The organism is uncultured Clostridium sp., assembly GCF_963515715.1.
In the GTDB taxonomy this organism is placed as follows: Bacteria; Bacillota; Clostridia; order Clostridiales; family Clostridiaceae; genus Clostridium_AW.
On sequence record NZ_CAUPZS010000001.1, the window covers coordinates 245963 to 261407 of the forward strand.

General features: G+C 29.7%; 12 protein-coding genes. 10 read left to right on the forward strand and 2 right to left on the reverse strand.

Annotated features, from left to right (window positions below):
- Positions 1-7: 7 nt before the first annotated feature.
- From cmk to RYO54_RS01425, 4 genes are all read left to right on the forward strand, one after another.
- Positions 8-676, forward strand: coding sequence for a (d)CMP kinase (gene cmk / locus RYO54_RS01410; RefSeq protein WP_315114792.1), 669 nt, complete (start codon positions 8-10; stop codon positions 674-676).
- 1 nt (position 677) lies between these two features.
- Positions 678-2588, forward strand: a complete 1911-nt coding sequence (locus tag RYO54_RS01415) for a bifunctional 4-hydroxy-3-methylbut-2-enyl diphosphate reductase/30S ribosomal protein S1 (RefSeq protein WP_315114794.1) — start codon at positions 678-680, stop codon at positions 2586-2588.
- Between the two features lie 201 nt (positions 2589-2789).
- Positions 2790-3851 (forward strand): CotS family spore coat protein, encoded by a 1062-nt coding sequence (locus tag RYO54_RS01420; RefSeq protein ID WP_315114795.1) that lies wholly within the window; start codon positions 2790-2792, stop codon positions 3849-3851.
- 64 nt (positions 3852-3915) lie between these two features.
- On the forward strand, positions 3916-4782 hold the full coding sequence (locus RYO54_RS01425) for a GNAT family N-acetyltransferase (RefSeq protein WP_315114796.1): 867 nt from the start codon (positions 3916-3918) through the stop codon (positions 4780-4782).
- A 39-nt stretch (positions 4783-4821) separates the two neighbouring features.
- Here the strand turns inward: RYO54_RS01425 and RYO54_RS01430 are convergent, their stop codons facing one another.
- Entirely contained in the window at positions 4822-6018 is a 1197-nt protein-coding gene (locus RYO54_RS01430) for a pyridoxal phosphate-dependent aminotransferase (protein WP_315114798.1), read from the reverse strand.
- 218 nt (positions 6019-6236) lie between these two features.
- Here RYO54_RS01430 and miaB point away from each other — a divergent pair, with 218 nt between their 5' ends.
- The 6 genes from miaB to RYO54_RS01460 all read left to right on the forward strand — a co-directional run bounded on the left by miaB (position 6237) and on the right by RYO54_RS01460 (position 14789).
- A complete protein-coding gene (gene miaB, locus RYO54_RS01435) occupies positions 6237-7565 on the forward strand; it encodes a tRNA (N6-isopentenyl adenosine(37)-C2)-methylthiotransferase MiaB (RefSeq protein ID WP_315114800.1) in 1329 nt (442 codons plus the stop codon).
- A 51-nt stretch (positions 7566-7616) separates the two neighbouring features.
- Positions 7617-10241 carry a DNA mismatch repair protein MutS gene (gene mutS, locus RYO54_RS01440; protein WP_315114802.1) on the forward strand — a complete coding sequence of 875 codons (2625 nt, stop codon included), beginning with the start codon at positions 7617-7619 and terminating at the stop codon, positions 10239-10241.
- Positions 10242-10256: 15 nt separating this feature from the next.
- A complete protein-coding gene (mutL, locus tag RYO54_RS01445) occupies positions 10257-12173 on the forward strand; it encodes a DNA mismatch repair endonuclease MutL (RefSeq protein ID WP_315114804.1) in 1917 nt (638 codons plus the stop codon).
- Positions 12174-12188: 15 nt separating this feature from the next.
- Positions 12189-13121, forward strand: a complete 933-nt coding sequence (miaA, locus tag RYO54_RS01450) for a tRNA (adenosine(37)-N6)-dimethylallyltransferase MiaA (RefSeq protein WP_315114806.1) — start codon at positions 12189-12191, stop codon at positions 13119-13121.
- Positions 13122-13190: 69 nt separating this feature from the next.
- Complete coding sequence (gene hfq, locus RYO54_RS01455) at positions 13191-13427, forward strand: RNA chaperone Hfq (protein WP_315114808.1); 237 nt, start codon at positions 13191-13193, stop codon at positions 13425-13427.
- A gap of 78 nt (positions 13428-13505) precedes the next feature.
- On the forward strand, positions 13506-14789 hold the full coding sequence (locus RYO54_RS01460) for a methionine gamma-lyase family protein (RefSeq protein WP_315114810.1): 1284 nt from the start codon (positions 13506-13508) through the stop codon (positions 14787-14789).
- 36 nt (positions 14790-14825) lie between these two features.
- On the opposite strand, the gene lexA is transcribed toward RYO54_RS01460, so the two are convergent.
- Complete coding sequence (lexA, locus tag RYO54_RS01465; protein WP_315114811.1) at positions 14826-15428, reverse strand: transcriptional repressor LexA; 603 nt, start codon at positions 15426-15428, stop codon at positions 14826-14828.
- Positions 15429-15445 lie beyond the last annotated feature (17 nt).

Below are 15445 nucleotides of genomic sequence, written 5' to 3' on the forward strand. Positions count from 1 at the left end.
TTTAATATTGAATATAGCAATTGCAGTGGATGGTCCTGCAGGTGCAGGAAAGAGTACTATAGCAAAAATACTATCAAAGAAATTTAATTTGAACTATATAGATACTGGAGCTATGTATAGAGGGGTAACATTACTCGCAAAGAGAAATGGTATTTCAGTTGATGATGTGGAATCACTTTGTAGCTTAATAAAATCTTCACAGTTTTATTTCTTTAAAGATAGGTTAATTATAGATGAGGAAGACGTCAGTGATGAAATAAGAAATCCTGATATAAGTAATAATGTTTCTTTTTATGCTGCTGTTCCTGAAGTTAGGGAACTACTAGTTGAAATTCAAAAGAATATATCAAAAAAATATGATGTGATTATGGATGGCAGGGACATTGGAACCGTAGTTTTACCACAGGCTAATGTAAAATTTTATGTTACAGCTTCTCCAGAGATTAGAGCAAAGAGAAGGTATAAAGAGCTGATACGTAAAAGGCTAGATGTGAAATATGATGATATATTACAAGAGATAATAAAAAGAGATTATATTGACTCCAATAGAAAGATAAACCCATTAAGAAAAGCTGAAGGCGCTATTGAGATAGATACATCTAATTTTAATATTGAGGAAGTAATTGAAAAAATGACATGTTACATACAAAATTCAATCGATATAGTAGGTGATTAATTTGAATATAATTCTTTCTGAGAATTCAGGATTTTGTTATGGCGTCAAAAGAGCCGTAGATATGGCATTAGACATAAAAAAGGAATATAATAAACCGATTTACACTTTAGGACCGCTAATACACAATGGCGATGTAGTAAGTTATTTAAAAGAAAAAGGTATATATCCTATAGAGTTAGAGGATATAAAAGATTTAAAAGAAGGAGACGTAGTGATTATACGCTCTCATGGGATATCTATAGAGGTTCTTAACAAATTACATGACAAAAAGTTAGTAGTAATTGATGCTACTTGTACTTATGTGTCCAATATACAAAAGAAAGTTGAAAAATATTATAAGAAAGGCTATAAGATACTAATAGTTGGGGATAGCTCTCATCCAGAGGTAATTGGAATAAATGGTTGGTGCAATAATACAGCAATAATTTCAAAGGATGGAAGTGATTTAAAAGATCTACCTAAAAAAATTTGTGTTGTATCACAGACTACAGAAAAAAACGAGCATTGGGAAAAGGTTTTAAGTATAATTGTTAAACAATGCAAAGAAATATTAGCATTTAATACTATATGTAGTGCAACTAGTATTAGGCAAATGGCAGCAGGCAATCTCTCAAAAACAGTAGATAATATGATAGTAATAGGAGGGAAAAATAGTTCTAATACTACTAAATTATATGAGATTTGTAAAAATAATTGTGTAAATACTATACATGTTGAAAATGCAGGAGAAATACCTGATAATTTTATAAATAATAATTCTACAATAGGTGTTACAGCTGGCGCGTCCACACCTGATTGGATAATAAAGGAGGCTATTAATAAAATGAATGGAGAAAATTTAATGCAAACCAATGAACAATTAGAATTCATGGAAAAAAACAATGCTCAAATACATGTTGGTCAAATATTAGAAGGTGAAATAATCCACGTCAATCCCAAAGAAGCCTTTGTAAATATAGGCTATAAATCCGATGCACTGCTTCCATTAAATGAAGTTACAAAGGAAGAGAATGCTGATTTAACAAGCATATTAAAGAGTGGAGAAAAAATTACAGGAAAGATAATTAAATTGGGTTCTGAAAATTATTCTCCAATAGTTTCTTTGATAGAATTAAACAGAGATAATGCATATAAAGAAGTAAAAGAAGCTTTTAGTAGCAATGATATTATTAAAGGAAAAGTAAGAGAAGTAGTAAAAGGTGGGTTAATATTACTATATAAAGACATTATAAGAGTTTTCTTGCCAGCTTCCCATGTAGAATTAAACCACGTTGAAGATTTAAATTCTTATGTGGACAAAGAATTAAGCGTTAAAATATTAGAGTTTGAAGAAAAGAGGAATAATACAAGAATAGTAGCTTCGAGAAGAGAAATATTAAAAGAAATACAGGAAAAGAGAATAGAGGAGACATGGAATTCATTAGAAAAAGATACAGTAGTTGATGGAGAAGTAAAAAGATTAACTGACTTTGGAGCCTTTGTAGAAATTGGAGGGGTAGATGGGCTGTTACATATAACAGAAATGTCTTGGGGAAGAATATCATCTCCATCCAAAATGCTTAAAGTTGGAGATAAGCTTAAAGTATATATTTTAGATGCAGATAAAGAAAGCAAAAAACTGGCTTTAAGTTTAAAAAAATTAAAGGAAGATCCATGGAGTAGTGCAGATGTAAAGTATCCAATAGGTTCAATAGTACTTGGCAAAATAGTTCGTTTTGCCTCATTTGGAGCCTTTGTTGAGCTAGAACCAGGTATAGATGGCTTAGTTCATATATCACAGATAAGCCATAAAAGAGTTGAAAAAGCAGAAGATGTGCTTAAGATAGGTGAAAATATAAAGGCAAAAATTTTAGATTTAGACAAAGAAAATAAAAAAATTGGTTTAAGTATTAAAGAAGTCAATAATATATAAAATCAAAGAAGATATTTAGATAAATGCGTATATTATAAAAATTATATACGCATTTATTTTTAATAAATTATATTGATATAATAAAATCTACTAATTTAAAGTATATAGCTATATAAGACCTCGAAATATTACCTTTTTATTTTAGGTAATATTTCCCCCCATTGTTAATATAATATATAAGATAATAATTGGAGGGAAATTATGGGGGATAGGAAATTAGTTCAATATGTAGATGATCTAACTGGCCATGAAATAAAAACTGTAAATAAAATAATGGAAAATTATAATTTAGATATTAAAGATATAGAAAAAGCAAGAAGTACCTATAAAATATGTACAAATAAAGGTATGGTTTGTTTAAAGAAAATTAGACGAAGTAAAAGAAAAGCTATAAATTGTAATATTTTAGTTCAAGAGTTAGACAAACATGGGTTTCCGTATACTGCTAAATTTTATAGAACCAAAGACAATTATCTCTTTGAAAAATATAAAAAATCTTTCTATTATGTTACTGAATGGATAGATGGAGAGGAATGTGATTTAAACGATATACATGAGGCTTGTAATTGTATAAAACTTCTTGCCAAGTTTCATATTGCTTCTTCAAAGATTGAGACTAAAAAATTAAAAATTAAGAATAAGCTTAAGAATTGGCCTAAAATATTCAATAAAAGTCTTAGTGACTTAGAAAGTTATAAAGATATAATTGAGAGAAAAAAATCAAAAAACGAATTTGATATAGTCTATAGGAATTATATTGATAGGTTTTATAATAGAGGATTAGCGGCTCTTCATTTCCTAAATGCTTCAGATTACTATATGTTATCTAAAAAATCCAGTGAAAACAAAACAATTTGTCATGATGGTTTTTACTACCAAAATATAATTGAAAAAGATGATGAATATTACTTTATTGATTTAGATAGTATTATAATAGACTTGCATATAAATGATTTAGGAAAGTTAATTAGGAGATTAATGTTCAAGAAATCCTATGCCTGGGATTTTGACAAAGCAAAACAATTAATTGAAGCTTATAGTGAGGTTAACAAGCTTTCAAAAGGAGAAGTAGAGGCTATGTTAGCTATGATAGCTTTTCCACATAAATATTGGAAATTAGGTAGAAAGCGTTATATAAAAAAGAAAGGGTGGAGTGAAGCCAAATATATGAATAAACTTAACAAATTAATAAAGTCAGACGAACTGCAACAAAAGTTTTTGGAAGATTATATAAACTATGTAAATAGTTATGATGAATGCTAATTGACTATAATATTTTTACCAATTATACTAATAAGTATAGAGTAATGCAAGATGAGGAAGGTTTATGTGTGTATACGAAATATTGACTAAAAAAAATATAATTTATTTTCAAGTTTTGAACAGTTTAAGATTAAATTTTAATAAATATAATGAAGATTTTTTTTATCCCTATAATGCTAAGAATATAATAGGTAAGATTCAATTAAGAAAAAATGTGTGTATGTTAAAAAAAAATAATAAATACATTGGATATATATGGAACACTAGAGAGGGCAACTCTCTTTACTATATAAATAGCATAAATTTAATTGAAGAAGAATGTAATGTGTCTAATATTATTACATTATTAAGGATTTTTAGTGCCAATGATAAAGTTTATTTAATGTGTAGCGATAATGGACATAACGTAAAATTACTAGAAAAAGTAGGATTTAAAAAGAAGAGTGGAACTCTAAAAATGGAGCGTGACTTAACATTTTATAGAAAGTCATTCTTACCTAAAGAGGTCCGATTTAAAGTATTTCAACGTGGAAAAGATGAAGAGATAAGATGTTTTATCCAAAATGAAGTTTTTAAGAATCAATCTAGAAAACCACTTACAGTAAAAGATATAGTATATGATCAATATCAAGAGTATTATTTTCCAGAGGGCGCAATCTTTATTATGGTAAATGGAGTTTATATAGGATATGGACAAATTATAATTTATAATTCCACACCTTTGATTGTAAATGTTGGAATATTAAAGGAGTATAGACATAAGGGTTATGGAGAAATTTTAATAAATTATTTATTAGATATAATAGCAGATTATAAATTTACAAAAGCAGTGATAAAAGTTGACTGGAACAATGAAACAGCTTTTAACTTATATAGAAAATGTGGATTTGAAGTTATAGAAGAAGACTACAAAATGGAAGTAATCATATAAAAAAGATAGACTATTATGTAAATGTCTATCTTTTCTATATTAATCAAATATTGTTTTATATTTTTCTAAGGCTTTTCTTAATATTTCTATAGATTCTTTTAAGTCTTCTCTATCAATACAATATGAAAGTCTAACTTCATCGAGGCCTAAACCTTCAGTGGCGTAGAAACCTGCTGCTGGGGTAATCATTATGGTTTTATTATTAAGATTAAAATCTGTTAATAACCATTTTGTAAAATGATCTGCATCTTTAACAGGGAGTTTCGCTATTATATAAAATGCTCCAGAGGGCTTTTCGCAACTAACTCCAGGTATGCTTATAAGTCCTTCATACAATACATCTCTTCTTTTTTCATATTCTTTATTTACATCAATTAAATATTGTGGAGTAACATCGATTAAACTAGCCGCTCCTATTTGATCTATACTTGAAACACTTAATCTAGTTTGGCTAAGCTTCATAAATTCATTGGATACCATTCTATTTTTACAAACTAGCATCCCTATTCTAGCTCCACATGCACTATACCTCTTTGAAATACTATCTACTAAGATTACTCTATCTGATACATCCTCCATATACATAAAGGAAGTAAACTTTTCAGTGCCATATACAAACTCCCTATAAACCTCATCTACTATAATAAATAAGTCTTTTTCCTTTGCTATATCGCATAATAATCTAACTTCTTCTTCGGTATAAACAACTCCAGTAGGATTTCCGGGATTGCATATTAACATAGCTTTTGTTTTAGGGGTAATGTTTTTAAGTATGTCTTCTTTATTTTTAAGGTGAAATCCATCTTCTCTATATGTTCTAAAGGATTTAATAGTTACACCAGCCATTTTAGCCATATTATTGTAGTTTGTATAGTATGGCTCAGGTAATATTATTTCGTCTCCATAGTCACAAATTGTCAACAATGCAAACAAGAGACCTTCGCTGGCACCATGAGTAATGAGTATATCATCCTTGTCTAAGTGTATATCAATTGATTTATAATACTTCATGAAGCTATAAATAAGTTCTTTAATTCCCTGTGAATTTTCATATTTTAAAGTTTTTTCTTTAAAGTTATTTATTGCATGGAAAAATTCTTCAGGTGTCTTTATGTCAGGTTGACCAATATTTAAATGATGTACCTTTATACCTTTTTCTTTAGCTTCATCAGCAAAAGGTATAAATTTACGTATTTCAGAAAATTTCATGTTATCTATTCTTTTTGATATATTCATAAATATTCAACTCCCTATCCCTAATTATAATACTTCAATTATATAATATTTTAATATTTATTAGAAAATATTGAAAGAGCCACTTGATAATAAAAATATATATATTGTGGTTTATATATATATTATAATGGCAAAATAGAATTAAATATATACAATTATAATGTATAATATAGTATAATGATGAATGTTAAACTATAATTAAGTATGAGGTGAGCAATATGGAAAAGGAAAAAGGTTTATTTTATATAGAGACTTGGGGATGCCAGATGAATGAAGAAGATTCAGAAAAGCTATCTGGTATGTTAAGAAATATAGGGTATTCAAATACTGACGATAGAGAAAAAGCAAATATAATAATTTTTAATACTTGTTGTGTTAGAGAAAATGCTGAATTAAAGGTTTATGGTAACCTTGGAGCATTAAAAAAGCTGAAGAAAGAAAATCCTGATTTAATTATTGCTGTATGTGGTTGTATGATGCAACAAGAAGGTATGGCAGAAGGAATAATTAAGAAGTTTCCTTTTGTAGATATAATATTTGGAACACATAACTCACATAAGTTTCCAGAGTATTTAAATAGAACAAAACAAGAAGGTAAATCAATAATTGAAATATGGAATAAAGAAGAAGGTGTTGTAGAAGGCCTTCCAATTGATAGAAAAAGTGATGTAAAGGCTTTTGTTACAATTATGTATGGTTGCAATAATTTTTGTACTTATTGTATAGTTCCATATGTAAGAGGAAGAGAAAGAAGTAGAAAGCCTGAAGATATAGAAGAAGAAATTAAAAGTCTAATAAAAGAAGGTTATAAGGAAATTACTTTGTTAGGCCAAAATGTAAACTCCTATGGTAAAGATTTAGTTCCATTATTAAGCTTTAGCCAATTATTAAGGAGATTAAATGAAATAGAAGGTATAGAAAGAATTAGATTTATGACATCTCATCCAAAGGATTTGACTGATGATGTTATAGATGCTATTAGTGAATGTGATAAGTTATGTGAGCACATACACTTACCTGTCCAATCTGGCTCAACAAGAATCTTAAAGAAAATGAATAGATCCTATGATAGAGAACAATACTTAGAATTAGTTAAAAAAATAAAAGAAAGAATTCCAGGTGTAGCTCTATCTACAGATATAATAGTTGGTTTCCCTGGAGAAACTGAAGAGGATTTTGAAGAGACACTATCCTTAATTAAAGAAGTTGAATATGATACTGCATTTACATTTATTTATTCTAAGAGAAAAGGTACACCTGCAGATGAAATGGAAGAACAGATATCAGACGATGCAAAGCATGAAAGGTTTAATAGATTAATTGAGACTGTAAATAAAATATTTGAGAAAAAAAATAAAGAGTATGAAGGTAGAGTTGTTGAAATCCTAGTAGAAGGAGAAAGTAAAACTAGTGATGACAGATTGAGAGGAAGAACTAGAACCAGTAAACTAGTTAACTTTTATGGAGATAAGAGTAATATAGGTAAACTTATTAAAGTTAAAATAGTAAAATCTAACTCTTTTTCATTGACTGGAGAAGAAATATAAAAAAAGCTCTTTAAAGAGCTTTTTTTATAAATTTAAAGGAGGATGAGTAATTTGGCATTAACTCCAATGATGCAACAATATTTAGAAATTAAGGAAAAATGTAAAGATAGTATTTTGTTTTTTAGACTTGGCGACTTCTACGAAATGTTCTTTGAAGATGCTAAAACTGCATCCAGGGAATTGGAGTTGGTATTAACAGGTAGGGATTGTGGATTAGAAGAGAGAGCACCCATGTGTGGAATTCCCTATCATTCAGCAGATTCATATATAAGTAGATTAATTAGCAAAGGCTACAAGGTAGCTATATGTGAGCAGTTAGAGGATCCATCTCAAGCAAAAGGGATTGTTAAAAGAGACATAATCAAAATAGTAACTCCTGGAACATATACGGATCCTTCATTCTTAGATGAAAATAAAAACAATTATATAATGAGTTTTTATGTGGAAAATGATCATGTAGGCATATGTTTTTGTGACATTTCTACTGGCGAATTTTATGGTACAGAACATATGTTTAGTGAAAACATTATTATTGATGAAATATCAAAGTATAATCCTAGTGAAGTGGTGATTTCCGAAGATAGTACGAATGAAATTATTGAAAGCATTAGAAATAGATTTAATATGGTGTTTACAAAGGTTAATGAAGATTACTTTGAAGATGAAAATTTATTAGATAATCAGTTTGAAGATTTTACAAAGACTAACTATAATTTATCTCTTATTAAAGCTGGTAATTGTCTTTTGAAATACATATTCGAAACTCAAAAAACTTCGCTATCGAATATAGATAAATTTCAATATTATAGCATAGTTGATTTTTTATCCATAGATATAAACTCAAAGAGAAATCTTGAGTTAACAGAAACTCTTAGGGATAAATCAAAGAAAGGATCCCTATTATGGGTATTGGATAAAACTAGTACCGCTATGGGAGGAAGACAAATTAGAAAATGGTTAGAGCAACCACTTGTAAGCAAAGAGAAAATTGAGGGAAGGTTAAATAGCGTAGAAGAGTTATTAAATAATATCTCTCTTCATGAGGACATTAAATTAGCTTTAAAAGATATATATGATATAGAAAGAATAGTAGGGAAAATATCCTCTAAAAACGTAAATGCAAAAGAGCTTATCTCTTTGAAAAATTCTTTAGAAAAAATTCCTGGAATTAAAAAGCTTTTAATGAATTTTAACACTCCTTTCTTAAAAAATATGTGGGAAAACTTAGATGAATTATACGATATATACGACTTGCTTCAAAAAGCTATAACGGACAGTCCATCTTTATCCTTAAAAGAAGGAAATATAATTAAGGACGGATATGATGAAGAGGTTGATAGTTTAAGAAAAGCAAAGGCTCATGGCAAAGAGTGGATAGCACAATTAGAAAATAAGGAAAAAGAAATAACAGGAATTAAATCTTTAAAAGTTGGTTACAATAAAGTATTTGGGTATTATATCGAAGTGACAAAAACTAACTTGGCTTCTGTGCCTGAGGATAGATATATAAGGAAACAGACTCTGGCAAACTGTGAAAGATATATAACACCAGAACTTAAAGAGATGGAAGATAAAATATTACATGCAGAAGATAAACTTATTTCCTTAGAGTATAATTTGTTTGTAAGCATAAGAGACAACATAGAAAAAGAAGTGGAGAGAATGAAGAAGTCTGCGCATATTATTTCCACAATAGATTGTTTAAGTTCTCTTGCTACAGTAGCTTTAGAGAATAATTATTGTAAGCCTACAATAATTAGCGGTGATGAAATTAAAATAGTTGAAGGTAGACACCCGGTTATAGAAAAAATGATACCAATAGGAACCTTTGTATCTAATGATACAGTTATAAATACAAAAGAGGATTCATTATTACTTATAACTGGTCCTAATATGGCTGGAAAATCAACTTACATGAGACAAGTTGCTTTAATAAGCATAATGGCACAAGTGGGGAGCTTTGTACCAGCAAGAGAAGTAAACATTTCTTTATGCGATAAAATCTTTACAAGAATAGGTGCTTCAGATGATTTGGCCTCTGGTAAGAGTACTTTTATGGTTGAAATGTGGGAAGTTTCTAATATACTGAATAATGCCACTAACAAAAGTTTAATACTACTTGATGAAGTAGGAAGAGGAACTAGTACTTTTGATGGACTTAGCATAGCTTGGGCTGTAATTGAGTATATCTGCAAGAGTGTAAATTTAAAATGCAAAACTCTTTTTGCCACCCATTATCATGAATTAACCCAATTAGAAGGTAAAGTAACGGGAGTAAAAAACTATTCTGTTTCAGTAAAAGAAGTAGGCAAAGAAATAGTTTTCTTAAGAAAGATCATAAGAGGTGGAGCGGATCAATCTTACGGTATAGAAGTTGCTAAACTTGCAGGATTACCTGAAGATGTAATCAATAGAGCTAAGGATATATTGAGTTCTATAGAAAAAGATAAAAGTATGGATTTAAAAATAGAAAATATAGATAATAAAGATAATAAAGATGTAAATAATGAAGATGGAAGCAAAGAGGTGGCATTGGACAGCATACAATTAGATTTTACTCATGTTCAAAAGGAGAATTTAATTAAAGAGATAGCAACAATGGATATTATTAATATAACTCCTATGGAAGGTTTTAATAAGTTATATGAATTAATAAAAAAGGCCAAATCCATTTAAAAGGTGGGGATTATTTTGAAGAGGATAAATATTTTGGATCAGGATACATTTAATAAAATAGCTGCTGGTGAAGTGGTAGAAAGACCTTTTTCTGTAGTAAAAGAACTTGTTGAAAATAGCATTGACGCAAATTCTAAAAATATAACCATAGAAATTGAAGAGGGTGGTTTGAAACTTATAAGAATCACCGATGATGGCCATGGTATATATCCTGAAGATATAGAAAAAGCTTTTATTCCCCATGCTACAAGTAAAATTTCAAATATTGAAGATATTTTTACTTTACAAACTATGGGTTTTAGGGGGGAGGCTTTAGCAAGTATTACATCCGTATCTAAAACTTTGCTAAAGAGTAGAGTTGAAGATTTTAGTTACGGTAAAGAGATATCTTTAGAAGGGGGAATGGTTGTATCTAATAAAGAAACGGGGATGAATGTGGGAACTACTATTGAAGTAGAAGATTTGTTCTATAATGTACCAGCCAGGCTTAAGTTTATGAAATCAGTATCTAGAGAAGGAGCATTAATATCAGATATAGTGCAAAGATTAGCTCTTGCAAACCCCCATATAGGATTTAAACTTTATAATAACAATAAAATGGTAGTAAATACATATGGAGACGGCAATATGGTCAATGTTATAAGGGCTATATACGGCAAAAATGTAGCTGATAATATAAGTTACTTTGAATATCATGGAGATATTTTATCTGTATACGGATATATAGGTAATGAAAGTATAAGTAGAGGAAGTAGGAACAATCAAAGCATATTTGTAAATAAAAGATATATAAAAAGCAAATCCATCACAACTGCTGTAGAAAATGCATTTAAATCATTTTTAACGGTAAATAAATTCCCTTTTTTTATTTTGTTTTTAGATATATATGCTGAATATGTGGACGTTAATGTTCATCCAACTAAAACAGAAGTAAAGTTTAGAGATGACAGAGAGATATTTTCTACAGTTTTTAAAACAGTTCATCAATCCCTAAAGGAAAGTTTAAAAGATACATTTAATATTGAGACAGATAATATTCAAACAGATAATGTAGATAAAATAGAGGAAGTTAGTTATAGGTATAAAGATAATAATGAAAATGGAATTGTAAAGGAAAATGAAAATATACTTACAAGATATGAAGAGTATAAGTATGAGGCTCCTATAGTTGAAAAGATTCAACTACCTATAGATTTAAATAAAAAAGAAATCGTGATGAATGAGGATATTTCAACATTCAGCTCAACATTTGGCAGTAAAGTAGAAGAGAATAAAGATTTTAATGAAATGTCTTTCGATAAAACGCCTAATAAAACCTCAGAAGCGGTGGTTACAGTTATAAGGGAAGCTAAATTTCCCAAACTTAAAATTATTGGTCAATTTAATTCTTCGTATATATTGGCTCAGTGTTTAGAGGATTTGTTTATTATAGATCAACATGCTGCTCATGAAAAGATTATTTTTGAAAAGTATAAGTTTAATATTTCCAATGCTACTGTAAAGTCGCAATTATTGTTATCACCTGTGGTGTTGGAATTAACCCCTGAAGATTTTACTTGTTATGAGGAGAATAAGGATTTATTTGATAGAGTTGGATTTAATATTGAAGTTTTTGGAGATAATACTATAAATATTAAAGAGGTACCATTTATTCTAGGAAAGCCTGAAATAAATAGCTTGTTTATGGATATAATTGATAATATAAAGAACTTGGGAAGTGGAGAAACTGTAGAAGTAAAATATAATTCCATAGCTAGCCTTGCTTGTAAAGCAGCGGTAAAAGCAAAAGACAAATTATCTTTTGAGGAAATGGAGTGGTTATTAGAAGATTTAAGATATATAGAAGAACCTTTTACATGCCCCCATGGTAGACCAACTATTATTAAAATTACATTAAATGAGTTAGAAAAGAGATTCAAAAGAATACAATAGTAGGGGAGGTATACTATGAGAGATTTATTAGTGCTAACGGGTCCTACTGCAGTTGGAAAAACTAACATCTCTATACAATTGGCAAAAAAACTTAATGGTGAAATAATTTCAGCTGATTCCATGCAAATATATAAGTATATGGATATTGGCTCTGCCAAGATAACTGAAGACGAAATGGATGGAATCAAACATCACTTAATAGATGTGGTTGAACCAAAAGAAAGTTTCAATGCTTCACAATTTAAGGGTCATGCGAAAGTAGCTATAGATAATATATATGGTAAAAATAAGTTACCTATGCTAGTTGGTGGTACTGGACTATATATAAATTCTGTCATATATGATTATAATTTTACAGAAGCTATAACTGATGAAGCCTATAGGGAATACTTACAAGGCTTAGCGGAAGAGAGAGGTAAAGAATACGTACATAGCTTATTAAAGGATATAGATCCTCATTCCTATAGTAATATTCATTATAATAATCTTAAGAGGGTTATTAGAGCTTTGGAAGTATATAAAATAACAGGAAAGAGCATAAGTGAATATTCAAAAGAAGAGGAAGAGATCGAAGAGAAAAGCCTTTATAATTTGCACTATTTTATTTTAACTATGGATAGAGAAAAGCTATATAGTAGAATTGATGAAAGAGTAGATATCATGTTTAATCAAGGGCTTATTGATGAGGTTGAAAAGTTAAGGAATATGGGCTGTACTGAGTCTATGCAGTCTATGCAGGGCATTGGATATAAAGAGATACTTTATTATCTTAATGGTAAAATTTCTTTAGATGAAGCCATTTATTTAATAAAAAAGAGCAGTAGAAATTATGCTAAAAGACAATTAACATGGTTTAGAAGGGCAGAAAATGCAATTTGGATTAATAAAGAGGATTTTAATTCTGATGAAGAGATAATAAAATATATTGTAAATAGCTATTTAAAATGATAAAACTTAGAGGATTTTGGCATACTTTATAGAATATTTATAATAATCATTTAATGGAGGGTGATACATATGAGTAAAGCAGTTAATAACCTACAGGATATATTTTTAAATGGAGCTAGAAAAAGCAGAAACGAAGTTATAATATATTTAACTAATGGATACCAGATAAAAGGATTTGTAAAAGGATTTGATTCTTTTACAATTGTATTAGATTGTAACGGTAAGCAAATGTTGGTCTATAAGCATGCAGTATCTACTATTACTCCTAGTAGACCAATATTATTTAATACTTCTCAAGAAGAATAGGCAAATAAATTTTGCCTATTCTTTTTTTATGTGATAATATATTTAAGTAATTAATGTTAATCGGAGGGTTCTAATAAAATGTTTGATTTAACAAAAGAACAGCTTAAAAAGCTATATAATATCGGAGAAAATGTTATTGATTTATATGAGAAAGCTATTGATGATGTAGAAGTTGAATTTAAAAATTATCACAAAATTAGAGAGTACAATCAATTAAAAGTTCTCAATGCTTTACAAGAGGAGAGAATAAGTGATTCTCATTTTACAAATTCCACTGGATATGGATACGGAGATGTAGGTAGGGATTCATTAGATAAAGTATATGCTAGAGTATTTAATTGTGAAAGTGCATTAGTAAGACCTCATTTTGTAAGCGGTACTCATGCTATAGGTACTGCGCTATTTGGGAATCTAAGGCCAGGAGACACCATGTTTGCGGTAACAGGGTCGCCATATGACACTCTTCATAGCATAATTGGCTTAACAGGGGAGAAGAACACAGGTTCTTTAAAAGACTATGGGATAAACTATAAACAAATAGAGCTTAAGGATGGAAAAGTAGATTTTAATTCAATGGAAGAAATACTAAAAGAAGATAGAAGTATAAAGTTGGTACATATACAGAGATCCACAGGTTATGGCTGGAGAAATTCAATGTTGGTATGTGAAATAAAGGATGTAATAGAGAAGGTAAAAAGCATACGAGAAGATGTAATATGCTTTGTAGACAATTGTTATGGAGAATTTACAGACACTTTAGAACCTACTGATGTTGGTGCAGACCTTATGGCAGGGTCTTTGATTAAAAATATAGGGGGAGGAATTGCTCCTACTGGAGGATATATTGTAGGGAAGAATGAGTATGTTGAAATGGCATCTTATAGGCTTACTACACCAGGTTTAGGAGGGGAGTGCGGCTCTACCTTTGGTGTAATGAGATTATTATTCCAAGGCTTATTTCTTGCGCCCCACGTATCAATAGAAGCGGTTAAAGGTGCAATATTATGCTCTAGAATAATGGAACTAGCTGGCTTTGAAGTATTACCTAAATATAATGAAAAGAGAAGTGATATAATTCAAGCGGTTAAGTTTAATGATAAAGAAAAATTAATAAAGTTTTGTAAAGGCATACAGGCAGGTTCACCAATAGATTCTTTTGTGCAATGTGAGCCGTGGGAAATGCCTGGTTATGAAGATCAAGTAATTATGGCTGCAGGTGCATTTGTTCAAGGATCATCGATAGAGCTATCTGCAGATGCCCCAATAAGAGATCCTTATATAGCATATCTTCAAGGGGGATTAACTTTTGATCATGCTAAAATAGGTGTTCTTATAGCATTAAATAAAATAATCAATGAATAAAAAAAGGTGACCCTCAGGGTCACCTTCACTAATACTTTAATACTTTCTAAACAATCCTACAATTTTTCCAATGATTTTGCAGTCTTTAACTAATATAGGTTGCATATCTTTATTTTCAGGTTGTAATCGTATGTATCCATCTTCTTTATAAAATCTCTTTACTGTAGCTTCATTCTCTATTAAAGCTACAATTATTTCTCCATTATCAGCAGAATTTGATTTTTCAATAATAACCCAATCTTCATCCATAATTCCAGCATCAATCATGCTTTGCCCTTGGATTTTTAGCATGAATAGGTCTTTGTTGCTATTTATAAAGTTTGCAGGTAACGCAAAGGTATCTTCGATGTTTTCTACAGCGAGTATTGGCTGTCCTGCGGCAACGGTGCCTACAATTGGTATATTAAGCATTTCCTTTTTGTTCATATTATCATGCACTAGTTCTATGGCTCTTGGTTTGGTGGGATCTCTTCTAAGTAAGCCCTTATTTTCCAATCTTTTTAGATGGCCATGAACGGTGGAGGTTGATTTTAAACCTACGGCATTACAAATTTCACGAACAGAAGGGGGATATCCTTTTTCACGTACCTGGTCTTTTATAAAATTATATATTTCCCTTTGCTTATCCGGTTTTGTCATAAGAACACCTCACAATC

Excerpts from the sequence above, each read along its gene's own strand:
- miaA (WP_315114806.1), top strand. The coding sequence starts at position 12,189 with ATGAGAGATTTATTAGTGCTAACGGGTCCTACTGCAGTTGGAAAAACT.
- RYO54_RS01425 (WP_315114796.1), top strand. The coding sequence starts at position 3,916 with ATGTGTGTATACGAAATATTGACTAAAAAAAATATAATTTATTTTCAA.
- RYO54_RS01460 (WP_315114810.1), top strand. The coding sequence starts at position 13,506 with ATGTTTGATTTAACAAAAGAACAGCTTAAAAAGCTATATAATATCGGA.
- miaB (WP_315114800.1), top strand. The coding sequence starts at position 6,237 with ATGGAAAAGGAAAAAGGTTTATTTTATATAGAGACTTGGGGATGCCAG.
- hfq (WP_315114808.1), top strand. The coding sequence starts at position 13,191 with ATGAGTAAAGCAGTTAATAACCTACAGGATATATTTTTAAATGGAGCT.
- RYO54_RS01420 (WP_315114795.1), top strand. The coding sequence starts at position 2,790 with ATGGGGGATAGGAAATTAGTTCAATATGTAGATGATCTAACTGGCCAT.
- RYO54_RS01430 (WP_315114798.1), bottom strand. The coding sequence starts at position 6,018 with ATGAATATATCAAAAAGAATAGATAACATGAAATTTTCTGAAATACGT.
- lexA (WP_315114811.1), bottom strand. The coding sequence starts at position 15,428 with ATGACAAAACCGGATAAGCAAAGGGAAATATATAATTTTATAAAAGAC.